The sequence below is a fragment of the Streptosporangium sp. NPDC005286 genome, assembly GCF_040607515.1.
Lineage (GTDB): Bacteria > Actinomycetota > Actinomycetes > Streptosporangiales > Streptosporangiaceae > Streptosporangium.
Window position 1 is genome coordinate 39,539 of sequence record NZ_JBEXGU010000031.1, and the last position, 24,446, is coordinate 63,984.

Annotated in this window: 21 protein-coding genes; 7 read left to right on the forward strand and 14 right to left on the reverse strand. The window is 71.3% G+C overall.

Annotated elements, in window-relative coordinates; translation table 11 throughout:
- Nucleotides 1-31 precede the first annotated feature (31 nt).
- The 3 genes from ABZU75_RS14475 to ABZU75_RS14485 form a co-directional block, all read right to left on the reverse strand.
- The gene (locus ABZU75_RS14475) at nt 32-1,387 is read right to left on the reverse strand and encodes a discoidin domain-containing protein (protein ID WP_355553848.1); all 1,356 of its coding nucleotides are present in this window, start codon (nt 1,385-1,387) and stop codon (nt 32-34) included.
- 124 nt (nt 1,388-1,511) lie between these two features.
- On the reverse strand, nt 1,512-2,840 hold the full coding sequence (locus ABZU75_RS14480; RefSeq protein ID WP_355553851.1) for a discoidin domain-containing protein: 1,329 nt from the start codon (nt 2,838-2,840) through the stop codon (nt 1,512-1,514).
- Nucleotides 2,841-2,932: 92 nt separating this feature from the next.
- Nucleotides 2,933-4,150: a heparin lyase I family protein gene (locus ABZU75_RS14485; protein ID WP_355553854.1), complete on the reverse strand. Its 1,218-nt coding sequence runs from the start codon at nt 4,148-4,150 to the stop codon at nt 2,933-2,935.
- 311 nt (nt 4,151-4,461) lie between these two features.
- Here ABZU75_RS14485 and ABZU75_RS14490 point away from each other — a divergent pair, with 311 nt between their 5' ends.
- Complete coding sequence (locus ABZU75_RS14490; RefSeq protein WP_355553857.1) at nt 4,462-5,082, forward strand: superoxide dismutase family protein; 621 nt, start codon at nt 4,462-4,464, stop codon at nt 5,080-5,082.
- Between the two features lie 222 nt (nt 5,083-5,304).
- Here ABZU75_RS14490 and ABZU75_RS14495 read toward each other — a convergent pair whose 3' ends face one another.
- Nucleotides 5,305-6,459: a HAMP domain-containing sensor histidine kinase gene (locus ABZU75_RS14495; RefSeq protein WP_355553860.1), complete on the reverse strand. Its 1,155-nt coding sequence runs from the start codon at nt 6,457-6,459 to the stop codon at nt 5,305-5,307.
- A gap of 49 nt (nt 6,460-6,508) precedes the next feature.
- Nucleotides 6,509-7,165, reverse strand: a complete 657-nt coding sequence (locus ABZU75_RS14500) for a response regulator transcription factor (RefSeq protein WP_350914853.1) — start codon at nt 7,163-7,165, stop codon at nt 6,509-6,511.
- Between the two features lie 153 nt (nt 7,166-7,318).
- On the opposite strand from ABZU75_RS14500, the gene ABZU75_RS14505 reads away from it, so the two are divergent.
- On the forward strand, nt 7,319-8,752 hold the full coding sequence (locus ABZU75_RS14505; protein WP_355553864.1) for a hypothetical protein: 1,434 nt from the start codon (nt 7,319-7,321) through the stop codon (nt 8,750-8,752).
- Here ABZU75_RS14505 and ABZU75_RS14510 read toward each other — a convergent pair.
- The 4 genes from ABZU75_RS14510 to ABZU75_RS14525 form a co-directional block, all read right to left on the reverse strand.
- Complete coding sequence (locus ABZU75_RS14510; protein WP_355553867.1) at nt 8,694-9,146, reverse strand: hypothetical protein; 453 nt, start codon at nt 9,144-9,146, stop codon at nt 8,694-8,696. The genes ABZU75_RS14505 and ABZU75_RS14510 overlap by 59 nt on opposite strands.
- On the reverse strand, nt 9,143-9,664 hold the full coding sequence (locus ABZU75_RS14515) for a sigma-70 family RNA polymerase sigma factor (protein WP_355553870.1): 522 nt from the start codon (nt 9,662-9,664) through the stop codon (nt 9,143-9,145). The genes ABZU75_RS14510 and ABZU75_RS14515 overlap by 4 nt, the downstream gene beginning before the upstream one ends.
- 92 nt (nt 9,665-9,756) lie before the next feature.
- On the reverse strand, nt 9,757-10,692 hold the full coding sequence (locus ABZU75_RS14520; protein ID WP_355553873.1) for a polysaccharide deacetylase family protein: 936 nt from the start codon (nt 10,690-10,692) through the stop codon (nt 9,757-9,759).
- 248 nt (nt 10,693-10,940) lie between these two features.
- Entirely contained in the window at nt 10,941-11,516 is a 576-nt protein-coding gene (locus ABZU75_RS14525) for an XRE family transcriptional regulator (RefSeq protein ID WP_355553876.1), read from the reverse strand.
- A gap of 85 nt (nt 11,517-11,601) precedes the next feature.
- Between ABZU75_RS14525 and ABZU75_RS14530 the strand changes: the two genes are divergently transcribed.
- Nucleotides 11,602-12,438 carry an EamA family transporter gene (locus ABZU75_RS14530; RefSeq protein ID WP_355553879.1) on the forward strand — a complete coding sequence of 279 codons (837 nt, stop codon included), beginning with the start codon at nt 11,602-11,604 and terminating at the stop codon, nt 12,436-12,438.
- A 94-nt stretch (nt 12,439-12,532) separates the two neighbouring features.
- On the opposite strand, the gene ABZU75_RS14535 is transcribed toward ABZU75_RS14530, so the two are convergent.
- Nucleotides 12,533-13,132, reverse strand: coding sequence for a sigma-70 family RNA polymerase sigma factor (locus ABZU75_RS14535; protein WP_355553882.1), 600 nt, complete (start codon nt 13,130-13,132; stop codon nt 12,533-12,535).
- Between the two features lie 638 nt (nt 13,133-13,770).
- Nucleotides 13,771-14,769 (reverse strand): iron-siderophore ABC transporter substrate-binding protein, encoded by a 999-nt coding sequence (locus ABZU75_RS14540; RefSeq protein ID WP_355553885.1) that lies wholly within the window; start codon nt 14,767-14,769, stop codon nt 13,771-13,773.
- Between the two features lie 100 nt (nt 14,770-14,869).
- Here ABZU75_RS14540 and ABZU75_RS14545 point away from each other — a divergent pair, with 100 nt between their 5' ends.
- The 3 genes from ABZU75_RS14545 to ABZU75_RS14555 are packed head-to-tail and all read left to right on the forward strand — an operon-like array spanning nt 14,870 to nt 17,789.
- Nucleotides 14,870-15,922: an iron ABC transporter permease gene (locus ABZU75_RS14545; RefSeq protein WP_355553888.1), complete on the forward strand. Its 1,053-nt coding sequence runs from the start codon at nt 14,870-14,872 to the stop codon at nt 15,920-15,922.
- Nucleotides 15,919-16,998 carry an iron chelate uptake ABC transporter family permease subunit gene (locus ABZU75_RS14550; RefSeq protein ID WP_355553890.1) on the forward strand — a complete coding sequence of 360 codons (1,080 nt, stop codon included), beginning with the start codon at nt 15,919-15,921 and terminating at the stop codon, nt 16,996-16,998. The genes ABZU75_RS14545 and ABZU75_RS14550 overlap by 4 nt, the downstream gene beginning before the upstream one ends.
- Nucleotides 16,995-17,789 carry an ABC transporter ATP-binding protein gene (locus ABZU75_RS14555; RefSeq protein WP_355553894.1) on the forward strand — a complete coding sequence of 265 codons (795 nt, stop codon included), beginning with the start codon at nt 16,995-16,997 and terminating at the stop codon, nt 17,787-17,789. The genes ABZU75_RS14550 and ABZU75_RS14555 overlap by 4 nt, the downstream gene beginning before the upstream one ends.
- A 126-nt stretch (nt 17,790-17,915) precedes the next feature.
- Here the strand turns inward: ABZU75_RS14555 and ftsY are convergent, their stop codons facing one another.
- Together ftsY and smc are read right to left on the reverse strand one after the other, a co-directional pair.
- Nucleotides 17,916-19,097: a signal recognition particle-docking protein FtsY gene (gene ftsY, locus ABZU75_RS14560; RefSeq protein ID WP_355553896.1), complete on the reverse strand. Its 1,182-nt coding sequence runs from the start codon at nt 19,095-19,097 to the stop codon at nt 17,916-17,918.
- Between the two features lie 306 nt (nt 19,098-19,403).
- On the reverse strand, nt 19,404-23,090 hold the full coding sequence (gene smc, locus ABZU75_RS14565) for a chromosome segregation protein SMC (RefSeq protein WP_355553898.1): 3,687 nt from the start codon (nt 23,088-23,090) through the stop codon (nt 19,404-19,406).
- 163 nt (nt 23,091-23,253) lie between these two features.
- On the opposite strand from smc, the gene ABZU75_RS14570 reads away from it, so the two are divergent.
- Nucleotides 23,254-24,048, forward strand: a complete 795-nt coding sequence (locus tag ABZU75_RS14570) for a dienelactone hydrolase family protein (protein WP_355553901.1) — start codon at nt 23,254-23,256, stop codon at nt 24,046-24,048.
- Between the two features lie 90 nt (nt 24,049-24,138).
- On the opposite strand, the gene ABZU75_RS14575 is transcribed toward ABZU75_RS14570, so the two are convergent.
- Nucleotides 24,139-24,333 carry a hypothetical protein gene (locus ABZU75_RS14575; RefSeq protein WP_084195478.1) on the reverse strand — a complete coding sequence of 65 codons (195 nt, stop codon included), beginning with the start codon at nt 24,331-24,333 and terminating at the stop codon, nt 24,139-24,141.
- Nucleotides 24,334-24,446 lie beyond the last annotated feature (113 nt).

Sequence of the window (24,446 nt, forward strand, 5' to 3'; positions counted from 1 at the left end):
GGACGGGTGGGGTGCATGGGCGAAGGCCCGGTCAGTTGCAGGAGACCGGGCCCCCGCTGTCGAGGACCGCGCCGTCGTACCGCACGAACTGCCACGAGTAGCCGCCCGCGGCCAGGGTGAGCTTGAGCACCCCGTTCGCCAGCAGGCGCTTCTCGCTGTTGGCCCGGATCGTGCCGAAGGGGGTCGTCGGCACGCCCCCGGTACCGACGATGAACTGCCGGATCCCCGATGAGGAGGGCTCGGCGGTCGGCTTCTGCTTCGCGAACCGCTCGTAGTCGTGGTCGTGGCCGCTGAGTACCAGGTCCGCGCGGACGCCGTACAGGACGTCCCAGAACGGCCTCATGTTGGGGAAGTTGCCGTGTGAGGAGCCGGAGCTGAAGAGCGGGCGGTGCCAGTAGGCGAGCACGCAGGGTTTGGTGTTGCGGGCGAGATCGTCCTGGAGCCAGGTGACCTGCTCGCTGCCCGCGGTCCGGCTCGTCTCGGAGTTGAGCGAGACGATGTGCCAGTCGCCCAGGTCGAAGCTGTACCAGCTCTTCCCCGCGGGTTTGGCCGCCGCGCCGAAGTACTCGAAGTAGCCCGCCGCCCCATCACCGAGCCCGTACTCGTGGTTGCCCGGCGCCGGCTTGGTCTTCGCCTTGAACCGTCCCCAGGTCGGCGCGTAGTAGCGGGTGAACTCTTGATAGGTGCCGTTCTCGTACTGGTTGTCGCCCAGGGTCAGCACGGCGACGGGGTCGATGGCCAGGACCCGGTCGGAGGTGCGCGCGTGCATGCAGTCGCCGCCCTGGCAGGTGGTGACCATGTCACCCGCCGCCACGACCACCTGCTCGCCGCCCTGCCCTCCGTCGGGGCCGAGCGCGGCGGTCTCACTGATGCTGGCCCAGGAGCCCTCCAGGCTCTGCCAGAAGGAGATCCGCACGTAGCGGGCGCTGACCGGCGCGGCGTACGGGTAGCTCTCGAAGCCCGCGGTGCTCCCGGAACTGCGGCCGGCCCAGACCTTGGTGTAGGTCGTGCCGTCCGGCGAGGTGTAGATGTCGAAGTCGTTCCACCGCAGGTTACCCCGGTGCCAGGCGATCTTCAGGCCGCACATGGTGCGCGCCTGGCCCAGGTCGAGCACCAGGTTCGCGCCGAACCCCTCCCCCGACCACCTGGTGGAGGTGTCGCCGTCGACCGCCTGCCGCGGCGGGTTCACCGGCTCCCAGGTACTGGCCGTCACGCCGGAGACCGGCTGGGCGGTGGTACACCCGGGAATGACCGGGACGACGTCGGAGGGGACGGCGACGGCTCGGTTTCGGACCTGCTCATCGGCCTGCGCGGTGCCTCCGGTGCCGAGCGCCGACAGCAGGAGGAGGGCGCAGAGCGCCGCCCGCGCGGGTTTCCTTCGTGACATGTGTGATCTCCCTGTCGGCGGTGGAGGCCGCCCGGACATCGGGGTCCTGGGACACCGGGCCGGGCGGCCGGGAAGCCAGCCTTCGGGACACCGGCTGGGGTCCGGAAGGCGCGGACGCGAGGGGTCAGGAAGCGCCGACGGCGGTGGCCTCGGCGATGCTGGCCCAGCCGTTGCCCGCGGAGCTGTTCCACCACGAGACGCGGACGAACCGGGCCTGGTGCTGCGGGAAGCGGTACGGTTCCGCGTTCAAAGTGGTGCCCGAACTGCGGCCTTCCGCCATCTTGGTATAGGTCACGTTGTCCGGCGAGGTGTAGACGGTGTAGTCGTTCCACCGTCCGTCGCCCTGGTACCAGGCGACGTCGACCCCGCACACCGGCCGCGAGGCGCCCAGGTCGAGCACCAGGTTCGCACCGAACCCCTGGCCCGACCAGCGCGTCGTCGGCTTCCCGTCGATCGCGTTCGCGGGCGGGTTGGCCGCCTCCCAGGTGCTGGCGGTCGCGCCGGCGGGGGTGAGTCTCACCTGGCAGGGTTCCGCCTGGCCGGCGGGGTCGATCTCCCGGACGCTGAGTTTGCTCACGTCGACCCTGGTGGCGTCGTCCCAGCGGAACGCCGCCTTCGGGCCGCCCCAGGTCACCTTCTCGGTACGGGTGCCACCGCAGGGGTTGTTCGTGTCGATGGACCATCCGCCGGTGTCGTCACGGGAGGTGACGCGGGTCCAGGTGTTGTTCCCAGCCCGGTCGAGGTACGCCTCCACCCGCACGCCGCCGGGGATGTCGTACATGACGACCTTGAAGCCGACCGTCTTGCCCTTGATCGAGGCACCGCCACCGGTGTAGGTGCCGTTCGCGTATCCGTCGCCCTTGCGGTGGTAGATCTCCTTCTCCACCTTGACGGCCCCGTCGGCGTAGCGCAGGTCCGCCTTGTAGGCGGTACCCCAGCACGCTTCGGGAGTCTGGCCGCTGCCGGTGTGCCGGGCACCGCGGGCGTACCAGGTGAAGGCGTCCCCGTCATCGGTGCCGCTGACGTAGCGGACGTATCCGGTGATCTCCACGTTCCGCCAGTCGTTGCGGTCGTGCATGAAGCCCCGCGAGCGCAGCTCGGGCTGGCGCCAGACGAGGTCGTCCTCGTGCTCGTCCTGGTCGTAGGTGGTCGTGGAGACACCGATCCGGGTGGCGGTGTCCCGCACGGTGAAGGTGCCGTCCGAGTTGGGCGCCAAGGTCGTCCCGTCGAGACGGGGGTCGGCGGCGGGGGTCTTCGACAGGTGCCAGACCTGCCCCCCGGCCTTGGTCGGATAGATCATGTTCACCCCGTCGACGGGGTCGGGGCCGACCACCGGCGCGAGGGCCGCGGCCGGGGCGGCCGGGGCGAGGGCACCGGTGGTGAACCCGGTGGTGGACAGGGTGCCGGCCGCGGCCAGCGCGATCATCAGGGAAAGGGGGCGGGGTCGTCGCATCGGGAGTCGCCTCTCCGTGGGGGGAATTCACCGGGGAACTCCCGTGCCGCGCGGCGGCGGCACGGGAGCGGTGAGATCGCGTGCGGCACCGGTCAGGAGCCGAGGACGGCCGCTTCGGTGATGCTCGCCCAGTCGTTCTGGGGGTTCTGCCAGAAGGAGATCTTCACGTACTTGGCGTCACGCGGGCCGTTCGTGAACAGCCTCTGCTCAAGCCCGGTCGTCGTGCCCGAGCTCCGGCCCTCCCACGCCTTGGTGTAGGTCATGTTGTCCAGCGAGGTGTAGACGGTGTAGTCGTTCCACCGTTCGTCGCCCAGGTGCCAGGCGACCCGGGTGCCGCACAGGCGGCGCACCGAGCTCAGCTCCAGGAACAGCGAGGCTCCGAAGCCCTGCCCCGACCAGCGGGTGGACAGGTTCCCGTCGACGGCCTGCGCCGGCGGGTTGATCGGCTCGAAGGTGGTCGCGGACGCGGCCGCTATCGGGAGTGGGGTCGTAGCGCAGCCCGTGCCGCCACCGGCCGGGTCCACGTCCTCGTAGTCGGCCCGCTCGTCGCCCAGCCGCAGCGCGTCGTAGAACATGACCCGCTGGGTGGTGGTGGACTGGGACTGGGTCTTGTTCCAGTCCCACTTGTAGATGCCGAACTTGAAGTACGGCGAGTACGGGCCTCCCGCGTGCGTGGCGCCGGTATACGGCGGCAGGGCCACCTGCCCGTCGCGCCACACCTCCAGTACGCCCTTGTCGTCGGTGCGCCACTTGACGTGGAAGACCCAGTCGGTCCACCTGCCGGTGGCGTAGGGGCCGAGGTCGATGATGTTCCCCCGGAAGTCGATCTTCCAGCGTCCCTCATCGGTGAGCAGCGCCAGCGGCGGCGAGCCCTTCGGGCAGTTGCTCTCGTCGCACTGGTGCCACTGGCTCACGATCTCGGCCGAGGGGTCGTGGACCCAGCCGGCGGGCAGGTTGACGCTGAAGCCGTACCACCGCTCGGCGTTGACGGGCTGCTTGTTGCTCTGGCTGATCTCGGCGCGCTTGCCGTTGGAGATCAGAGGGTCGTTCTTGTTGAGCTGGAACCGCGCCGCATGGGAGCCGTCCCGTACGGGGCTGGTCACGACGGTGGCACCGTGACTGCTCGCCCACTGCTTGATGAAGCCGGGCGGCGTGGTTCCCGGCATGGTCCGATCGGCGGCGTTCTCCCAGTTCAGCGTCCTGAAGACGCCTGCGGGATCGGCGTTCGCCGACTGCGCGGACAGCGTCGAGGCCCCGAGCGCCAGTGCCAGCGCCGCCGCGGTCAGCGCCGCGACTCTCTTCCAGATCATTGTCGTCAACTCCCCAGTGGCGACCCGTGCCCCCGCCACTCCAGCGCGGGCCGCGGGCTTGCCGGTATCCGTTGGGCACAGCGTTCCGGAGCGCCACGTGGCAGTCATGAGTAAGCGATGCTCATTCGGGCGCCGTTCGCCGAGAACACGCCGGACGGCGCCGGGTAAACACGACGAACCGGCAATCGTCCCGAGTGCCTCTAGGGGCGGCGTGGTGACGCGGGCGCCTGCCCTCGTTGGGATATGAACCTGTGCTGGGGCCGCTCCCCCTCCACAACGGGGGAGCTTGGAAATCGTACGGGGGATCTCTCATGTTTCGCAGGATCTGTCTCATTCTGGCCATCGCACTCGGCACACCGGTGGCCGGCAGCGACGCGAACGCCCAGGCGACCTCACACGTACCGCGACGGCCCTGGCCGTCGGCCGAGGCCGTCATCAAGGACACGGCCGGAAAGAACGTCGGCTTTCTGAGCATCGACCACAGGCTGTACAACAAGTCCAGGCTCACGGTCACCGTCAGCGGCCTGAACGCCGGGTATCACGGCTTCCACATCCACACCAGGGGCGTCTGCGATCCCAAGGCGGTCGACCCGGTCACCGGCAGCCCCTTCTCCAGCGCGGGCGCGCACTTCACCATCCACCCGGCCACGCACGGCGAGCACTCCGGCGACCTGCCCAACCTCCTCGTCACCGAGGACGGCACCGGCGAGACCACGGTCGTGACCGACCGCTTCCGGGTGGGCCAGCTCTTCGACTCCGACGGCAGCTCCATCGTCATCCACACGCTGCCCGACAACCACGCCAACATCCCCGACCGCTACCGCCCCGCCGATCCCGGCGACCCGGCCGGCGGCAGCGGCCCGGACGCGGAGACCCTCAAGGCGGGAGACTCCGGCGGACGCGTGGCCTGCGGCGTGATCACCAGAAACTAGGATCCGCTGCCCGCCGCGTTGTCGCCGGTCGCAGGCTCCAGCGGCTTCCAACCGTCCTCCAAGAGCGGCCGGGCAGGATTTCCCCATAGATAAGGGGGATCGTCGCCGTGCAGGTCATGACCGGCCGCGCGTGGGTGGCCTTCGCCGCGCTCGTACTACTGCTCACCTGAGAGCACGCCCGGTACGGCCTCCGCCCGGGGGGACGGAGCCGTACCGGATCCGTCAGGGGCTCTCGTACGGCAGCTCGACGGTGATCGTCAGGCCGCCCTCCTCCCTGGAGCCGGCGATCACGACACCGCCGTGCGCCTCGGCGACGACCCGGACTATCGACAGTCCCAGCCCACTGCCGCGATCGGAGCGCAGCCGGTCGCCGTGGAGCCGCCGGAACGGCTCGAAGATGGTCTCTATCTCGTAGGGCGGGACGGGCAGCCCGGTGTTGGCCACCACCAGCTCCACCCGGTCGGCGCGATGCCGGGTGGACACCCACACCTGGCCGCCGCCGTGGTTGTGCCGGATCGCGTTCTCCACGAGGTTCTGCACGAGCCTTTCGACCAGCACCGGTTCACCCGCGGTCGGTGCGGGGTCCAGCAGCCTGTGTACGGTCACCTCGCGTTCCTCGGCCTCCTTGCCCGCCAGGTCGAGCACGTGCTCGACCACGTCCGTCAGGTCGAAGGGACGGCGGTCCAGGACGGCCTGCTCGCCCTCGGCGAGGGCGAGCAGGCCGTCGATCAGCCGTTCGTGGCGGGCGTTGACCAGCAGCAGGGACTCGCCGAGCCGCTTGACGTCCTCTGTCGCGTCGGGCCGCCTGACCGCCACGTCCACCAGGGTGCGGTTGATGGTGAGCGGGGTGCGCAGCTCATGGGAGGCGTTGGCGACGAACCGCCGCTGGCCGTCGAAGGAGCGGGCCAGGCGGGCCAGGATGACGTCGACGATGTCGGCGAGCTCCTTGACCTCGTCATCCGGCCCGTCGTGGGCTATCCGCCCGGTGAGGTCGTGGCTCTGGGCAACGCGCCGCGCGCTCGTGGTCACCGACCTGATGGGACGGAGCGCCCAGCCGGCGGCCCGCCAGCCGGCCGCCGTCGCGACCCCGGCCGTCGCGATGAGGGCGAGGCCGCCCACGGTGAGCACGTTCTTGATCGTGTCGGCCTGGTAGATGCGCCTGACCTGCGCGACCCGCTGCTCCGCCGCCCCGTACGAGGGATGTTCGGGCATGAGGACGAAGTTCGATACCCGGATGTAGGCGGGATGCCGCAGCCCGTCGCGGGGCTCCAGACTCTGCCGTACGACCAGGGTGACCGCGACGAGCAGGAGGGCTCCGGCCAGGAGGAAGACCGCGCCGCAGGCCAGCGCGAATCTGAGGCGGACGCTCGTCCTCATCGAATCTCCTTCAGCGTGGGGCCCCCTGGCTCCGGCCATGGGGAGAAGATCAAGGGATGCGGTACCCGACGCCCGTGACGGTCTCGATGACCGGTGGATCGCCGATCTTGCGGCGCAGCTTCATCATCGTGGTCCGCACGGTGTTGGTGAACGGGTCGGTGTGCTCGTCCCACACCTTCTCCAGGAGCGTCTCACTGGAGACCACCGCCCCGTCGGCGCGGAGCAGCTCGGCCAGCACGCCGAACTCCTTTCGGGCGAGCGGCACGTAGCGGCCGTCGCGGAACACCTGCCGGTGCGCCCGGTCCAGGCTGATGCCGGCCCGCACCAGCATCGGCGGGTCGGCGGGGCGCACCCGGCGGCCCAGCGCGTGGACGCGGGCCGTCAGCTCCTCGAAGGCGAACGGCTTGGGCAGGTAGTCGTCGGCCCCCAGGGACAGTCCCGCCACCCGGCAGCGCACGTCACCCGCCGCGGTGAGCATGATGATCCGCACCAGGCCGCCCTCGGCGACCACGGCCCTGCACACGTCGTCGCCGTGCAGGCCCGGCAGGTCCCGGTCCAGGACGAGCACGTCGTAGTCGTGGATCCGCAGCCGTTCCAGCGCCGCCTCCCCGTCGTAGGCGACGTCGACGGCGAGCGCCTCCCCGCGCAGCCCCTCCGCGATCGAGTCGGCGAGCATTCTCTCGTCCTCGACCACCAACACCCGCAAAACGTGCCTCCCCTGGCTCCGAGTCGCGCCAGCCTGCCACAGGCCGCATAACGCGGGCATAACCGGATTCGGTGACGTCAAGGTTATCGATCACTCGCTGGACTGCTCCCACCGCGCCGGGACTCCCCCGGCCCCGGAACGGGGGAACCATCCATGCTCGCCTCACCCGGCGGCGTCACGACCATGCCCACCGCGCCCGGCCGGAACGGGCCGCGCGACCGGCTCCTCGGCGGTCACCTGCCGTTCGCCGTCGCGATCGCGCTGGCGGCGGGGCTCCGCGTCCTCGTCATGCTCGGCTACGACACCGCCCAGCTCTACTGGTACGACTCCTTCACCTACCTCAACACCGCGGTCCATCTGGAGCCCTCCGGCGCGTTCCATCCGGCCGGGTACCCCTTCCTGCTCCGGCTGCTGCTGCCCTTCCACAGCGTCCAGCTCATCGCGGGCCTCCAGCATCTGATGGGCCTGGGCACGGCCCTGATGATCTATCTGGTGCTGCGCCGCCACGCACTCCCCGGCTGGGGGGCGGCCCTGGCCACCCTGCCGATCCTGTTCAACCCCGCGTTCCTGCGGCTCGAACACGCGGTGCTCTCCGACACCCAGGTCATCTTTCTCGTCACGGCCGCCCTGACGGTGCTCATGTGGCGGGAGCGCCCTTCGGCGCGGGCGGCCGCGGCCACGGGTCTGCTGCTGGCGCTGGCCGGGCTCACCCGCACGGTCGCGGTGCCGCTGCTCGGCCTGGTCCTGCTTCACCTGCTCCTGCGGCGGGCCGGTTGGAAGCGGGTGGTCGCGCTGGTCGTCGCCGGGACGCTGCCGCTCGCCGCCTACGCGGGCTGGTATCAGCAGCATCACGGGCGGTTCGCGCTCAGCGGCTCCGACGGTGTGGCGCTGTGGGCGCGCACGATGACGTTCGCCGACTGCTCGGTGATCAGACCACCGGCCCGGGAGGCGGTGCTCTGCCCGAACGGCACGGTGGTCGACGCCGCGTCCGAGTACGTCTGGGCCGCCGACGCCTCACTCAACAGGTTGCCTGGAGGGCGGTTCGCCCACAACGACCTGGCCAGGTCCTTCGCACTGCGTGCCATCGCCGCGCAGCCGCTCGACTACCTCCGCGAGGTCGCCCGCGACACCTCGCTCACCTTCGCGGCGACCCCGGTGCGCCACCCCCTGCGGGTCTCCCCCGCCCTGACGTTCCCCGTCGGCTCCTGGCCGCTGCCCGCCTTCCCGCTGATCGACCAGGTACGCCGGGAGTACGACGGCGACATCCGGGGGATGTCGTCGGTCGAGCCCTACGGGAACCTCCTCGGCGCCTACTCCTATCCCGGAGTCCTGCACGGCCCGCTGCTCGGCGCGCTCCTGCTGCTGGGCGGCCTCGGAGCCGTCGGGCGGCGGCGCCCGGCCCTGCTGCCGTGGGCGGCGGCCGTCTTCCTGCTCGTCGCCCCGATCGCCGCGCTGGACTTCGACCACCGCTACGTGCTGCCGTCGATCCCGATGGCCTGCCTCGCCGCGGCCCTGGCCGCGGCGGGCCTCAGCCACCGAGCTCGTGCTTGCGTCGCAGCAGGGCGGCGCGGTCGGCGCGGGCCCTGAGCAGGAACGCCACCGCGAGCATGGCCAGCGTCGCGGCGACGGCGACCCCCGCCGCACCCGCCCAGGTCCCCCTGATGATCGCGATCGCGGCCGTTCCCGCCGTCAGCAGGACGGTCGCGGCCACCGCCAGCCAGGCGGCGACCACCCGGTCGAGGGCGAACAGCGGCGTCCTGCGGGTCAGCGCCCAGGCTCCGTAGCCGGCCCAGGCCAGGCCGAGCGCGACCATCGCGCCGAAGGCCAGGTGGGTACGACCCGGCAGGGCGGGTTCCGTGGCCCACAGCAGACCGGTGAACAGCGCCCCGCCCAGCCCGCCGAGCAGTGCCACGACGTTGCCGATCCGGCGGCGCAGCGACAGCGGCCCGGCCAGCCTGCCGATCATGTCGTCGGGGTTCATTCTCGATATCCCTTCTCCGTGAGCCGGTCGCGCAGCATGCGCCGCGCGCGGGACAGGCGTGACTTGACGGTGCCGACGGGGACGGCGCAGATCTGCGCGCAGTCCTCCAGGGAGAGGTCGTGCAGGTAGAACAGCACGAGGATCTCCCGCTCCCTGACCGGCAGCTCCGACAGGCCCGCCAGCAGGCCGGCACGGTCCGCGAGGGCGTCGGCCGGGTCGCCGGTCGCGCGTTCCTCCTCCGCCAGGACCTCGGGTCTGGCGTACTCCTCGCGGAGCCGGTCGGCCACCGCACGCCTGGCGATCGTGAACAGCCAGGGCGCGAACCGGCCCGGCTCCCTCAGCCGTGGCAGCCCGCGCACCACGGCCACCCAGACCTCCTGGGCCACGTCGTCGGCCTGCGCGGGCCCCAGCATGCGCCGCACGTAGTTCCAAACCGGATCGTGCCAGGCCCTCACCAGCTCGGCGAACGCCTCGCGCTCGCCGAGCCGGCACCGGACCACCAGCAGTTCGTCAGTCACCCTGCCTCCTCAACCGGAACAGTCGGGAAACGGGCGCGGGAGGTTCACGCTCCCCGGGCCCCCACCCGGCACGAGGACAGGCTCGGAGGATCTCAGAAGCCGCTGTCGACGGGGTACTTCCTGCCCGACACCAGGCGCCTCCCGTACAGCTCGGAGAGCGTGACCAGCCGGTAGCCCCTGGCGGCGAAATGGTGCAGCAGCCGCGGAACGGCCTGGACGGTGGAGGGATGGATGTCGTGCATCAGCACGATGGAGCCCGGTTTCGCCTCGGCCGCGCGGCGGGCGACGATCGAGGAGTCCCTGTCACGCCAGTCGAGCGTGTCGACATCCCACAGGATCTGGGCGAGCCCCAGGTGGCGGCTCTCCGCGGCGACCCGGGCATCGGTCGCCCCGTACGGCGGGCGCATGAGGTCCATCGTCACCCCCGTCGCGCGCTTGACGATCCACTGGGTACGGTTCAGCTGCTCTCTGATACCGGCCTCCGACAGCCCGGGCAGCTCCGGGTGGCTCCAGCTGTGGTTGCCCAGCTCGTGCCCATCGGCCACCATCCTGCGGAGGATCCGCTCGCCGTCCCCGGGCACCATCTGCCCGACGACGAAGAAGGTCGCCCTGCCCCGGTGCCTGGCGAGCATGTCGAGCAGGGCATTGGTGTAGGCCCCCGGACCGTCGTCGAAGGTCAGCGCCACGCATCTGACCCGCTCGCAGTTGATCCTGCGTGCCGGACGCGGAGCGGGGAAGTTTCCCACCGGCCAGTCCGGCCGGACCTCGGCCCTCCTCGCGCCCGCCGCCCCCGAGGCGGTCGCTGAGGGCGCGCCGGCGGCGGGGGCACCGGCGGGGACACCGGCGGGCGCGGTACGCCCCGGGGGTCCGGTCGGCCCGGCGGGCACGATGGGCACGATGGGAGCGGTCGGCTCGTTCGGCCCGATCGGCGTGGCCCGCCCGGTGGGCGCGATGGTCGCGGTAGGCGAGGGCGCGCCTGTCGTGGTGCTCGGAGAAGCGCACCCAGCCGCCGCGAGCAGCAAGGCCATCGACACCATCCGTACCCGCATGCTTCCCCCCGAAAGCAACGTGGGGACGGCGAGCGGCCCCCGGCCGTGTCCCCCGCAAGGTCATGGCCGGGTCTTCCCCCAGGATGGGACATAGACTGCCGATTGGCCCGTACCGACGCGCACTTCGACGCCACATCGAATGAGATGCGCACCCGGGGGCGACGTCTCATCTGATGAGACCAGTTAGAGCCTTAAAAGGGCTCCTTCCGGCGAACATCTCATATCGGTCAGCGATCCGGCGTCTCGCGGGGCTCGGTCACGACCATCACGAACCGCAGCGGGACCTCCCCCTCGTTGGCGTACCGGTGCGGGCGGTCGGCGCTGAACACGACCGCGTCCCCCTCCTCGACGATGTGGCTCCTGCCGTACACCGAGAGGGTGAGCCGCCCTTCCAGTACGGTCAGCATCTCGCGCGTGCCCGGCGGGTGGGCGTCGCCGTCGTGGTGGTCGCCGGGGGCCAGCCGCCAGTCCCACAGCTCCAGGATGGCGGGCGCGTCGGTGCCGACCAGCAGGCGCGCGGTGCTGGAGTCACCGTGCGGGAAGGTGACCACGTCCGTGCTATGGACAATCCGGACCACGGGCGTGTCGGAGACCTCCACCATCCGCGCGACGGTCACCCCGAGCGCGTCGGCGATGCGGGTGAGCGTGGTGATGCTCGGATTGGTCCTGCCCTGCTCGACCTGGACCAGCATGCCCCGGCTCACCCCGGAGCGCGCGGCGAGCTCGTCGAGGGTCATCTGCCGGTGCGCCCGCTGGGCCCGCACGTTGTTGGCGACCGCGGCGGTGATCGTCTCTGGGTCCATAAGTTCAGTCTAGTTAACTTGTTTTGCACTCCATTGCACTCCATATATTGTACTAGGAGTACATTCCATTGAACTGAGGTGACATGTGACCGCTGTGGTGCTGGCGACGGCCTGCGCGATGGTTTACGGCACCGCGGACTTCCTGGGCGGCATGGCCACCCGCCGGTCGCGGGTGCTCGCCGTGGTGGTTCTCTCCCAGACCGCGGGGCTGGCCGTGGCCGTCGCGCTGCTGCCGATCCTGCCGGGGACCCCCGCGCCCGTGACGCTGGCCTGGGGCGCGGCCTCCGGGATCTGCGGCGCGGCGGCGGTGGTGCTGTTCTACCGGGCACTGGCCACCGGCGTGATGTCGGTGGTGGCGCCGATCACCGCGACCGTCTCGGCGGTGCTGCCCGTGCTGTTCGGACTGGCCGTCGGGGAACGCCCCGAGCCGATCGCGCTGGTGGGCGTGGTCCTCGCGTTGCTGGCGGTGCTACTGGTGAGCCGCGACTCCTCCGGTGGGAAAAGCGGCAGCGGGTACGGCCCGATCCTGGCCTCACTCGCCGCGGGCGCGGGTTTCGGCGGCTTCTTCATCCTGCTCGCCCAGGCCCCGGCGGAAGGCGGCGTGTGGCCTCTGGTCGGGGCGCGCCTGGCCTCGGTCACTCTCATCGTCCTGCTGACCCTGACCACCGGCCGCACCCTGCGTCCCGGGCCGGGCACGCTGCGCGTCATCATCGCGGCCGGAGCGCTCGACATGGTCGCCAACGTGCTCTTCATGCTCGCCCAGCAGCGCGGGCTGCTGAGCCTCGTCGGCGTCCTGGTCTCGCTCTACCCGGCGAGCACGCTGCTGCTGGCCCGTCAGGTGCTGGGGGAACGGCTCAACACCGTGCAGACCGTGGGCATCGGTTTCACGCTCGCCGCGGTCGCGCTGATCGCATCCGGCTGACCCGTCCGCCCTGTCAACGACTCAGGCCACCTGGACCCGCTCGACGGCCGAGCCCGACAGGCCCGTCCGCCCCATCGCCACCGCGAAAAACAACTCAGGCCACCTGGGCCTGCTCGATGGCGGAGCGGAGGCCGCCCTCCTCGCGGGCGTAGTCCTCAAGCATGGTGCGGAGCTGGCGGCGACCCCGGTGGAGGCGGGACATGACCGTGCCGATGGGGGTGCCCATCCGCTCGGCGATCTCCTTGTAGGCGAAGCCCTCGACGTCGGCCAGGTAGACGGCGACCCGGAAGTCCTCGGGCAGGGCACGCAGGGCGTTCATGACCGCGCTGTCCGGCAGCTGCTCCAGCGCCTCGGTCTCGGCGGACTTGAGACCGCTGGACGTGTGGGACTCGGCGGCGGCGAGCTGCCAGTCCTCGATCTCCTCGGCGGCCGAGAGCTTGGGCGAGCGCTGCTTCTTGCGGTAGTCGTTGATGAAGTTGTTGGTCAGGATGCGGTGCAGCCACGCCTTGAGGTTGGTGCCCTCGCGGAACTGGTGGTACGAGGTGAACGCCTTGGTGACGGTCTCCTGGACCAGGTCCTCCGCATCGGCGGTGTTGCGGGTCAGGCGCATCGCGGACGCGTAGAGCTGGCTGGTGACCGGCACGACGTCACGCTCGAACCAGTCCTGGCGCTGCTCTTCCGTCATCGTGATCATTGGATCCCCCTCGTGCTTTTCCCCCCGCTACCGCCCGGCGAGACTGTGCTACACCCTTTCTGACGGCGTAGCCGATGCTCGCAGGCACCCCGTAAGGGGGCCGTTAAAAGCCCTGCGTGATCGGGAGACTGCTCGCTGACTGCGCCAACGGCGGGTACGACACGCCCTACAGCCGAACAAGTATCAATATCGTAACATCGTTCTCCGGATTCAGTCGAAGGTGTGTCTATCATCACATAACCCCAGGTAGCAATAACTTTCGGGTTAGGAAAAATGTCAACCACCACGCCCCCTGGACCCGCCACCGGGCCGGGGCCTGCGCCCGCAGAAGTTCCGAGACCCATCTCCACGTCTCCCCGCTTCCCACGCGTTGGGGACTTAATCACCACTTGGAAGACGGCCCGGCGCCCCTGGCGGTTCACCGCCCGCTCTCCCTGGCGGACACGGCTCGTACCGTGGTCGCCTTCGAGTATGTGATGCGCGGGTATCTGAAATTGATCAGTGTTTGAGAAGAGGCCGCTCGGGGGCGCGTTCCCGTCGCGAACCGGCCGCGGCAGGCGGGGACCGGCACGGCTCGTCGGCCCCGTGCCGGTCCCGGCGCCGGAAGGCGGGACAGGCGTCCCGCCCCTCCCTGCCGGTCAGCCCGCCCTGGCCGGGTCGACCTCGAAGATCTTGGCGATGTCGTCGAGGATGGCGTGCGCGCCCTGGATGCCGACGGCGCTCATCCAGACGGTGTCGCTGACGTCGTGCTTGGCGCCCTTGAGCTTGCCCCAGAGCGGGTTGGCCTCGAACTTCTCCTTGACCGGCCCGACCGCCGGGTCCTCGTAGGCCGCGACGAAGATGTGGTCGGCGTCGAGCTGGGAGATGTTCTCCTGGCTGATCGGAACCATGATCGTGTCGGTCACGGTCGGCTGGTCCTCGGGACGCGGGAAGCCGACGTCCTTGAGCACCAGGCCCGAGTAGGAGTTCTCCACGTACAGCCGGACCGTCGGCTCACCCGCGAAGCGGGCGACGGAGACGGTGGGCAGCTTGCCCTCCTTGGCCTTGATGGACTCACCGATCCGGCCGGCGCGGTCCTGGTACTCCTTGATCTTCTGCTCGGCGAGGTCCTCCTTGCCCAGGGCCTGGCCCACGAGCCTGAGGTTCTCCTTCCAGATGGCCCCGGTGGTCTCGCTGAACACCGTCGGCGCGATCTGCGACAGCTTGTCGTACAGCGCCTCGTGGCGGACCTTGGCCGAGACGATCAGGTCGGGCTTGAGCGCGAGGATCCGCTCCAGGCTGGGCTGCTCCAGGGTCCCGACCGAGGTGGCCTCCTTGGCGTGGCCGAGGACCGGGGTCAGGTAGTCGGGGAGCTCCCCTTCGATCCCCCGGTAACTGGTGAAACCGACGACCTCGGTCTCCAGGGTCAGCACCGCGTCGACGAAGCTCTGGTCGAGGGCCACGACCCGCTTGGGCTGGGCGGGGATCGTCGCCTCTCCCATGACGTGCTTCACGGTCCTGGGGAAGGCCGCCGTGTCGCTCGCCGCGGGGACCGCGGACGCGCCGGAGGTCTCCGGGGTGCTCGATCCGCAGGCGGCGAGACCCGCGGACAGCGCGACTCCCACCACTCCGACGGCCAGGGCGCGCAGTGCTCTCATGTTCCTGGATCTCCTCACAAAGTTTAGGCAAGCCTTATTTAGCTTAGCCATACCTAAACTGGCATACTCGGCATCGATCACGCAAAAAAGGGGAGGTCAGGTGATCAATACGACGTCCGTCCCACGGGCCGCCCCGCCCGGCATCGTCCGGAGAATCCACAACCGCCGCCTCCTCGTGCTGGGCGGACTGCTCGCGCTCCTGGCGACGACGGTCACGCTGAGCCTCGCGTTCGGTGCCAAACCGATCCCGCCGGCCGACGTCTGGCACGCGCTCACCGGCCCCACCGGCACCGAGAACGACATCATCGTCCGGTCGCTGCGCATCCCCAGAACCGCCATCGGCGTCATGGCCGGGATCGCCCTCGGCGTCGCGGGCGCCCTCATGCAGGGCCACACCCGCAACCCGCTGGCCGACCCGGGACTGCTCGGCGTCACCCAGGGTGCGGCCTTCGCCATGGTCCTCAGCATCGTGGTCCTGGGGGTCGGCAGCCCGTACGGCTACATCTGGTTCGGCCTCGCCGGTGCCCTCATCGCCAGCGCCGGGGTGTTCGCCCTCGGCATGGCCGGTGGCCGGGGCGGCCCCACGCCGGTGACCCTGGCCCTCGCGGGCACCGCCGTCAGCGCCTTCCTTTACGGGCTCACCTCGGCGCTGGTGCTGCTGGACGAGCAGGCCATGGACACCTTCCGCTTCTGGCAACTGGGGTCGATAGCGGCCAGGGGCGCGGACGTGGCCTGGCAGGTGCTCCCCTTCATCGCCGTCGGCCTGATCGCCGCCCTGGTCAACGCGCCCGGCCTCAACGCGCTCTCCCTGGGCGAGGACGTCGCCCGCGCGCTCGGCCAGAACATCGCCCTGACCCGCGCCGTCGGCATCATCGCCATCACCCTGCTCAGCGGCGCCTCCGTGGCGGTCTGCGGCGCGCTGGCCTTCGTCGGCCTGATCGTCCCGCACCTCACCCGGCCGCTCTCCGGCCCCGACCACCGCTGGCTGCTGCCGTACTCCGGCCTGGCGGGCGCCTCGGCCCTGCTCCTCGCCGACGTCATCGGCCGCGTGGTGGCCCATCCCGGCGAGCTGGAGGTGGGTGTGGTCCTCGCCCTCGCGGGCGCGCCGTTCTTCATAGCCCTGGTACGGCGCAGAAGGCCGGTGCGACTGTGACCTCCACCGCGCCCCCGGACCTCGTGAGCAGGCGAGCGCTGCGCATCGGTCCTGCCTCCTGGCTGCTCCGGCCGCGCTCCGTCGCCGCCGCACTGGCGCTGCTGGGCACAACGGTGCTGCTCATGGCGCTCAGCATGCGCCTCGGCGACATCCCGATGAGCCTCTCCCAGGTCTTCCGCGCCATCACCGGCGACGGGCCCGACCATTTCGTCGTCATGCAACTCCGGCTTCCCCGCGCGCTGACCGGCGCCGGAGTCGGCGCGGCGCTCGCCCTGTCCGGGGCGATCATCCAGGCCATCGCCCGCAACCCGCTGGCCAGCCCGGACATCCTGGGCGTCACCACCGGCGCCAGCGTGATCGTGGTCGCGGTCATCGTGGCGGCGGGAAACACCTGGGGCGGCGTGAGCGGCGTCCTCGCCGAGGCGGGCGTCCCCGCGGCGGCCCTGCTCGGCGGCCTGATCGGCGCGCTGACCGTCTACCTGCTGGCCTGGCGCAAAGGCATGGACGGCTACCGGCTGGTCCTGGTCGGCATCGGCGTCTCGGCGATCTGCACCAACCTCAAGTTCTGGCTGCTGACCGTCGGCGACGTCAACGACAGCAGCCGGGCCATGGTCTGGATCAGCGGCTCGCTGAACGGCCGGGACTGGGAGCACGTGGTGCCGGTCGTGATCGCGCTGGCCGTGCTCGTCCCACCGGCGTTGTTCGGCACCGCCTCACTCGGCGCGCTGCGCTTCGGCGACGACACCGTGACCGGCCTGGGGGTGCGGATGAACCTCACCAGGGGACTGATGATCCTCGCGGCCGTACTCCTCGCGGCGGCGGCGACCGCCTCCGCCGGGCCGATCGCGTTCGTCGCCCTGGCCGCACCGCAGATCGCGCTGCGCCTGGCCGGGGTGGCACAGCCCCCGCTGGTCGTCTCGGCCCTGGCCGGCGCGGTCCTCACCGTCGGCGCGGACCTGGTCGCCAGGACCGCGTTCAGCCCCGTCGAGCTGCCGGTGGGCGTGGTCACCGGAGTCATCGGCGCCCCCTACCTGATCTATCTCCTCATCCGTGTGCGCAGGAAGGCCCGTACGTGAGACTCCAGGCCGTTGACCTCAAGCTGGGGTACGGGGACCGCGTCGTCGTCGACGGCCTCGACCTCGGGATCGAGACCGGGACGGTGACCGCCGTCATCGGGCCGAACGGGTGCGGCAAGTCCACGCTGCTGCGCGCCATGGGGCGGCTGCTCAAGCCGTCCGGCGGCGAGGTACTGCTGGACGGCAAGCGCATCGACAGGATGCCCAGCAGGGAGGTCGCCCGGATCCTGGGCGTGCTGCCCCAGTCCCCCTCGGCACCCGAGGGGCTGACCGTCGCCGACCTGGTCTCCAGGGGACGGCATCCGCACCAGACCTGGTACCGGCAGTGGTCGTCCGACGACGAGTCCGCGGTCGGCGCGGCCCTGGCCATGACCGGCCTGCTCGACTTGGGCGACCGCCCGCTGGACGAGCTGTCAGGCGGGCAGCGGCAGCGGGCCTGGATCTCCATGGCCCTCGCCCAGGGCACCGACCTGCTGCTGCTCGACGAGCCGACGACCTTCCTCGACCTCGCCCACCAGATCGAGGTGCTGGAACTGGTACGCAGGCTCCACGGCGAGCTGGGCCGCACCGTGGTGATGGTCCTGCACGACCTGAATCTCGCCGCCCGCTACGCCGACCGCCTGGTGGCCATGCGGGACGGCAGGGTCGTCGCCGCCGGCCCCCCGTCCGAGGTGCTCACCGAGGCCCTGCTGGCGGAGGTCTTCGAGCTGGACGCCAAGGTCATCGAGGACCCGGTGGCCGGCACCCCGCTGGTCGTCCCCATCGGCACCCGGTCCCACGCCCCGCGCTGAGGGCGGGCGCGGCGGGGCTCGGGCCGGCCTCACCCGCTGAGGAGCGTGTCCACGAAAACCTCGGGATCGAACCGGACCACGTCGGCCGGCCTCCCCATGAGACCGACCGGCCCGGCCCGGCGGGACTCACCCCCCGAGGAGCGTGTCCACGAAGACCTCGGGGTCGAACGGGGCGAGGTCGTCGGGCCCCTCGCCGAGACCGACCAGCTTGACCGGGACGCCCAGCTCGCGCTGGACGGAGATGATGATGCCGCCCTTGGCGGTGCCGTCGAGCTTGGTCAGGGCGATGCCGGTGATGTTGACCACCTCGGCGAACACCTGGGCCTGGCGCATGCCGTTCTGGCCCGTGGTGGCGTCGAGGACGAGCAGGACCTCGTCGACGGTGGCCTTCTTCTCGATGACGCGCTTGACCTTGCCGAGCTCGTCCATCAGGCCGGTCTTGGTGTGCAGCCGCCCGGCGGTGTCGACGATCACCACGTCGGCCTTCTCGCCGATGCCCTCGGCGACGGCGTCGAAGGCCACCGAGGCGGGGTCGCCGCCCTCCGGGCCGCGTACCACCGCGGCTCCGACCCGGTCTCCCCAGGTCTGCAGCTGGTCGGCGGCGGCGGCGCGGAAGGTGTCGGCGGCGCCCAGCACGACCTTGCCGCCGTCGCCGATGAGGACGCGCGCCAGCTTGCCTGTGGTGGTGGTCTTGCCGGTGCCGTTGACCCCGACCACGAGGACCACCGCGGGACGCTCACCGTGCGGCTTGACGTGCAGCGTACGGTCCATGTCGGTACCGATCTGGGCGAGCAGCTGCTCCCTGAGCAGGGCGCGCGCCTCCTCGGGTGTCCGGCTGCCCAGCACCTTCACCCGGGTACGCAGCTCGTCGACCATCGCCCGGGTCGGCGCCACGCCGACGTCCGCGGTGATCAGGGTCTCCTCGATCTCGTCCCAGGCGTCGTCGTCGAGACGGTCACGGGAGAGCAGCTCCAGGAGCCCCTTGCCCAGGGTGCTCTGCGACCGGGCCAGCCGGGCACGGAGCCGCACCATCCGGCCGGCGGACGGCGGCGGGATCTCGATCTCCGGGATGACGGCGGCCTCGGGCTCGACCGGCCTGGCCGGCGGCGGCACGGTGGTCGTCGCCTCGTCGTCCATGACCGCGCCCCTGCCGGGGGCCCGCGTCTCCTCGGGGGCCGGCGGCGCCTCGGGCGCCTCGACCCGCGGCGGCGCGCTGGTGCCCCCCCTCCTGAACAGCAGGAGCATGCCGCCGGCCGCCAGCAGGGCGACGACGACGATGATCGCGATTATGCCGAGATAGGCTTCCACAAGACCACAGTTTTCCAGACGCCCCGGGATGCTCCGACCTCAAGGGGTCCGGACGGGTTCGCGGTTCCTCACCGTCGGTCACCACCTCATCGCGCGGCCCGCCCTGGACCGTCCGCGAAAACCCGGACGGACCCGCGGCCCCTGACCGCCTCCGAGCACCGGAACGGGCTCACGACCTCCCGGCCCCGTACCGCCCCGGCCCTCCGGGACCACCCCCGGAAACCCGGGCAGGCTCACGACCTCCCACCGCTTCATCCCGAGGGCCGCCCCGGACCACCGCACGGCCCCTCCGGAAACCCGGAGGATTCAGGCGGACTCGCTCTCCCTCAGGCGCTGGCTGATGACCTGGGTGACGCCGTCCCCACGCATCGACACGCCGTACAGCGCGTCGGCGATCTCCATGGTGCGCTTCTGGTGGGTGATGATGATGATCTGCGAGGTCTGCCTGAGCTCCTCGAAGAGGGTGAGCAGGCGCTGGGTGTTGGTGTCGTCCAGCGCGGCCTCGACCTCGTCCATCACGTAGAACGGCGAGGGCCGCGCCTTGAAGATGGACACGAGGAACGCCACCGCGGTCAGCGACCGCTCGCCACCGGACAGCAGCGACAGCCGCTTGACCTTCTTGCCCGGCGGCCGGGCCTCGACCTCGACACCGGTGGTCAGCATGTCCTCCGGGTCGGTGAGCAGCAGCCTGCCCTCACCGCCGGGGAACACTCGCGTGAAGATCGTCTCGAACTCGCGGGCCACGTCCGCGAAGGCGGCGCCGAAGACCTGCTCGACCCGCTCGTCGACCTCCTTGACCACGAGCAGCAGGTCGCGGCGGGTCTTCTTGAGGTCTTCCAGCTGCGAGGTGAGAAACGAGTGCCGCTCCTCAAGGGCCGCGAACTCCTCGAGCGCGAGCGGGTTGACCTTGCCGAGCTGGGCCATCTGCCGGTCGGCCACCCTGGCCCGTTTGAGCTGCTCCTCGCGGTCGTAGGGGACGGGCTCGCCGTCCGCCGTCGGAACCGGCTCGCCGGGGCCGTACTCGGCGATGAGGGTGTCCGCCTCGACGCCGTACTCCTCCACCGCCCGCTCCTGGAGCTGCTCCAGGCGGAGCCGCTGCTCGGTGCGGGCCACCTCGCTGCCGTGTGCCCGGTTGACCAGCTTGTCCAGCTCACCGGTGAGCTCACGGACCCGGATCCTGACCGCCTTGAGCGAGGCGTCGATCTGCCCGCGGGCCCGCTCCGCCTCGTCGCGCTCTCCCGCGGCGGCGGCCAGGGAGGTCTCCAGCGTGCGCAGCGCCAGTTCCGCGCCCCTGACGACCGCCTGGGCCGTCCGAGCCTGCTCGCGCCGCCGCTCCCTGCGCTCGGCCGCCCTGGACCTCTCCTCGCGCTCACGCTCCGCGGCGCGCGTCAGCTCCTCCGCCCTGCCGTCGATGCCCCTGACCCGCTCCTCCGCCGTCCGCACCGTGAGACGGGCCTCCATCTCGTCCTGCCTGGCCGTCGCGCAGATCTCGGCGAGTTCGTCACGCAGGTCGGTGCTGGGCTCGCTCTGTCGCTCCTCGGCACCCACGGCCGCGGCGAGCCGCTCCTCCAGCTCGGCGAGACCGGCCGCGTCACGGTCCCGCGCCTCCTCGGCGGCCCGTACGCCCGCGGCCAGGCGCTCGCACTCGTCGCGGGCCGCCCTGGCGGCGGCGTCCAGCTGGGCGAGCCGCCTGGCCACCGCGGCGACCTTCTGGTCCGCGTCGCGTTGCCTCGCCCTGACCCGGTCCAGGGCGGCCTGCGCCGCGTTGACCCCGGCCTGCCTGTTCTGCACTCCCGTCTGTGCCTCGGCGACCCGCGCCTGGGCGGTCTCGACCGCGAGCTGCGCCTCTCCCTCGGCCTCCGCGGTCTCCTCCAGCTCCGTCGCCGCAAGCTCGGCGGCGACCCTGGCCTCGGCCAGGTCGGCGGTCGCCTCGTCGAGCGCGGCCCGCAGCTGAATGGCGGAGGTGGCGCCCGCCGAACCGCCGCCGGCGGCGACGTGGGCACCCAGGAGGTCGCCGGAGCGGGTGACGGCCCGCAGCCCGGGATACTGCTCGACCGTCTTCCTCGCGGTCGCGAGATCGTCCACGACCAGCACGCCCGCCAGCAGGTGGGTGGTGGCGGCCCGCAGCTCGGTGGAGACCGTGACCAGGTCGATCGCCCACTCCGCACCCGCCTGCGGCACCTGGCCCGGCGGGACCGCCGCTTCACCGGCGGCGATGACGAGGCCGGCCTGGCCGCCGTCGCGGCCCCGGAGGAACTCGATGGCGTCGGCCGCGCTCTGCAGCGACTCGACGGCGACGGCCTCGGCGACGGCCCCGAGCACGGCGGCGACGGCCACCTCGGCACCGGGCCGCACCGACAGCATGGTCGCCACCGGCCCGAGCACCCCGGCCAGGTCGGCGGCGAGCAGCGCGGCGCCACCGTCGGCACCACCGGCCAGGCCCATCTCCAGCGCCTCGAACCTGGCCTCCAGCGCGGCCACCTGGCGCTGCGCCTGCTGGTCGGCCTTACGTGCCGCGGCGAGGGCGGCCCGGGCGGCGCCGAGCGCGGCGTTCGGGCCCGCGACGGCCGCCTTGGCCTCCTCGACCCCGGCCCTGGCCGACTCGACGGACTCCCTGGCCTGCTCGACCGTCTCCAGGGCGATCTCCAGCTCCTCGGCGAGGGCCGGATCGGCGGCCGGTTCGGCCAGCTCCTGGCTGTCGTGCTCGGCGCGGGCCTCCTCGGCGCGCTGTTCGGCCTCCTCCAGCGAGCGCCGCAACCGGCCGATCTCCTCCTCGGCGGCCCCCGCCCGGCTGCGCGCCGCCCCGACCTGCCCCCTGAGCCTGGCCAGGCCCTCGCGCCGGTCGGCGGCGGCCCTGGCCTCCGCGGCCAGCCGCCGCTCCTCCGCGGCGAGTGCGGCCTCGGTCTCGGTGCGCCTGGCCACGGTTTCCGCGAGCGACTCCCGCTCCCCCTCGAGCAGCTCGACCAGGACCCGCTCCTGCTCGCGGACCTCCTCCGCCTCACGTTCGAAGTCCTCCGGGTCGCGCCCCCGCCGCTCCACCGCGGTGTCGGTGGCGTGCCGGTGCCGCTCGGCGGCGAGTCCCGCCAGGCCCCTGAGGCGCTCGCGGAGGGAGGAGAGCCGGAAGAACGTCTCCTGCGCGGCGGTCAGCCGCGGCTGGGCCTCGGCCTCGGCGGCCTCCAGCTCGGCCTCGGCGGCCTGGCCCTGCTCCAGCTCGGTCTCCACAGCGGTGCGGCGGGCGAGGACCGCCGCCTCGTCGGCCATCTCCCGTTCCAGGGTGGTCCGCAGGGTGAGCACGTCGTCGGCGAGCAGCCGGAGCCTGGCGTCGCGGAGGTCCGCCTGGATGACGGCGGCCTTGCGGGCGATCTCGGCCTGGCGGCCCAGCGGTTTGAGCTGGCGGCGCAGCTCGGTGGTGAGGTCCTGTACCCGGGTCATGTTGACCTGCATCGCGTCGAGCTTCCGCAGCGCCTTCTCCTTGCGCTTGCGGTGCTTCAGGACGCCCGCGGCCTCCTCGATGAACGCCCGGCGCTCCTCGGGTCCCGCGTGCAGCACCTGGTCGAGCTGGCCCTGGCCGACGATGACGTGCATCTCGCGGCCGATGCCGGAGTCGGACAGCAGCTCCTGGATGTCGAGCAGGCGGCAGGTGTCGCCGTTGATGGCGTACTCGCTCTGGCCGGCCCTGAACATCAGGCGGCTGATCGTCACCTCGGTGTAGTCGATCGGGAGCATGCCGTCGGTGTTGTCGATGGTCAGCGTGACCTCGGCGCGGCCCAGCGGTGCCCGCGAGGAGGTGCCGGCGAAGATGACGTCCTCCATCTTGCCGCCGCGCAACGACTTGGCGCTGTGCTCCCCCATGACCCAGGCCAGGGCGTCGACCACGTTGGACTTGCCGGATCCGTTGGGGCCGACGACCGCGGTGATGCCCGGCTCGAAGCGGAGCGTGGTGGCCGAGGCAAAGGACTTGAAACCGCGCAGGGTAAGGGTCTTGAGATACAAAGAGAGCCCCCCATTCACGGTGTGGCCGCGCCGGCCCGCGTATCACGCGCCGTGCCCCGGGCGCCGATGAACGCGTCTTCCCTGTCACCCCACGGCTTCGCCAACGCGGGAAGACTACCGTTCTTCACCCGCACCCGCCCGCACACCGCCTATGGTGCCCTGCATGAACGCGGAACGCGGTGCTGACGGAGCTCCGTCACGCCCATCGAGCGGCAGGGGTCATCTCGGGCGGCGCGCCTTCCTGGTGGGCGGCGGGCTGACCGCGCTGGGCCTCGGCGGCGCCGCGCTGGCGGCCGGCCCGGACGGCATCAGGGGGGCGTACGCCCAGATCGTCTGCGGCGCGGTCCCCGTGCCCCCGGTGACGTCTCCTGGAACGCTCCAGCGCAGCCAGGTCGACCGGCGCCGGGTCATCGTCGGGATGCCTCCGGGGGCGACGGACGGGCTGCCTGTGGTGATCATGCTTCACGGGGCCGCGGGTGACGCGCGCACGCCGTTCGACGTCTACGCGATCGACCGCTACCTGGCCGCCGGGGGCGGGCGCTTCGCGCTGGCCTCCATCGACGACTGGCCCTCCGCCGACATCCCGGGCACCCTGCTGCCCTACCTGAGCATGAACGGGATGGATACCGCGAAGATCGGGCTGATGGGCTGGTCGGCGGGCGGCGCGGGGGCGCTGAGGCTGGCCGCGGAGCTGGGCCCCGCACAGGTGGGGGCGGTCGTCGCGGCGTCGCCGGCGGTGAGCGCGGCGCAGGCGCCGCTGCGCGAACTCGTGAACATCCCGGTCTGGCTGGGGTGTGGGGAGCGCGACGCGTGGGCACGGCAGACCCAGACCATGCTGAAGGCCCTGAAGGCACTGGGTGCCACCGCCGAGGGAGGGATCAGCGAAGGATGCCAGGACACGGCCTATCGCCGCAGGGTGTTACCCGAGCAGCTGGCCTTCCTCGCACGACATATATGACAGATAGGACATATATGACGTAAGTAACATATATGACAAGGGACGCCCCGGTGAGGCGTCCCCGGACAGTGTGTTTCCGCCCCGACCCCGTTAGGTGAGAGCCGGCTCGCGATCCTGCAGACGGTTGAACTCCTCGTCGCGGGCACTTGCCGCGAGTTCGTCGTTCTGGGCCTGGAGCCGGGTGAGCTCTCCCTCGAGATCACGGATGCGCTGCTGAAGACGACGCATTTCCGAGACCATACGAGGGTCGGGACCGCCGACGTGGCCTAGTAGAGCCTTCGCCATAGTAAAGGGTCCTCCACGCTGAGTGACCAGACTGGTTCGCGCACTTCTTTGCCGCGGGAGGGGTGCGCGTGGTTCTTTGTCAAGAGTCGCACCGGTGAGGGAGGCGGTCAAGC

Bases quoted from the DNA above. Each gene is read 5' to 3' on its own strand.
- ABZU75_RS14475 (WP_355553848.1), bottom strand. From the start codon at position 1,387: ATGTCACGAAGGAAACCCGCGCGGGCGGCGCTCTGCGCCCTCCTCCTG.
- ABZU75_RS14480 (WP_355553851.1), bottom strand. From the start codon at position 2,840: ATGCGACGACCCCGCCCCCTTTCCCTGATGATCGCGCTGGCCGCGGCC.
- ABZU75_RS14485 (WP_355553854.1), bottom strand. From the start codon at position 4,150: ATGATCTGGAAGAGAGTCGCGGCGCTGACCGCGGCGGCGCTGGCACTG.
- ABZU75_RS14490 (WP_355553857.1), top strand. From the start codon at position 4,462: ATGTTTCGCAGGATCTGTCTCATTCTGGCCATCGCACTCGGCACACCG.
- ABZU75_RS14495 (WP_355553860.1), bottom strand. From the start codon at position 6,459: ATGAGGACGAGCGTCCGCCTCAGATTCGCGCTGGCCTGCGGCGCGGTC.
- ABZU75_RS14505 (WP_355553864.1), top strand. From the start codon at position 7,319: ATGCTCGCCTCACCCGGCGGCGTCACGACCATGCCCACCGCGCCCGGC.
- ABZU75_RS14510 (WP_355553867.1), bottom strand. From the start codon at position 9,146: ATGAACCCCGACGACATGATCGGCAGGCTGGCCGGGCCGCTGTCGCTG.
- ABZU75_RS14520 (WP_355553873.1), bottom strand. From the start codon at position 10,692: ATGGCCTTGCTGCTCGCGGCGGCTGGGTGCGCTTCTCCGAGCACCACG.
- ABZU75_RS14525 (WP_355553876.1), bottom strand. From the start codon at position 11,516: ATGGACCCAGAGACGATCACCGCCGCGGTCGCCAACAACGTGCGGGCC.
- ABZU75_RS14535 (WP_355553882.1), bottom strand. From the start codon at position 13,132: ATGATCACGATGACGGAAGAGCAGCGCCAGGACTGGTTCGAGCGTGAC.
- ABZU75_RS14540 (WP_355553885.1), bottom strand. From the start codon at position 14,769: ATGAGAGCACTGCGCGCCCTGGCCGTCGGAGTGGTGGGAGTCGCGCTG.
- ABZU75_RS14570 (WP_355553901.1), top strand. From the start codon at position 23,254: ATGAACGCGGAACGCGGTGCTGACGGAGCTCCGTCACGCCCATCGAGC.
- ABZU75_RS14575 (WP_084195478.1), bottom strand. From the start codon at position 24,333: ATGGCGAAGGCTCTACTAGGCCACGTCGGCGGTCCCGACCCTCGTATG.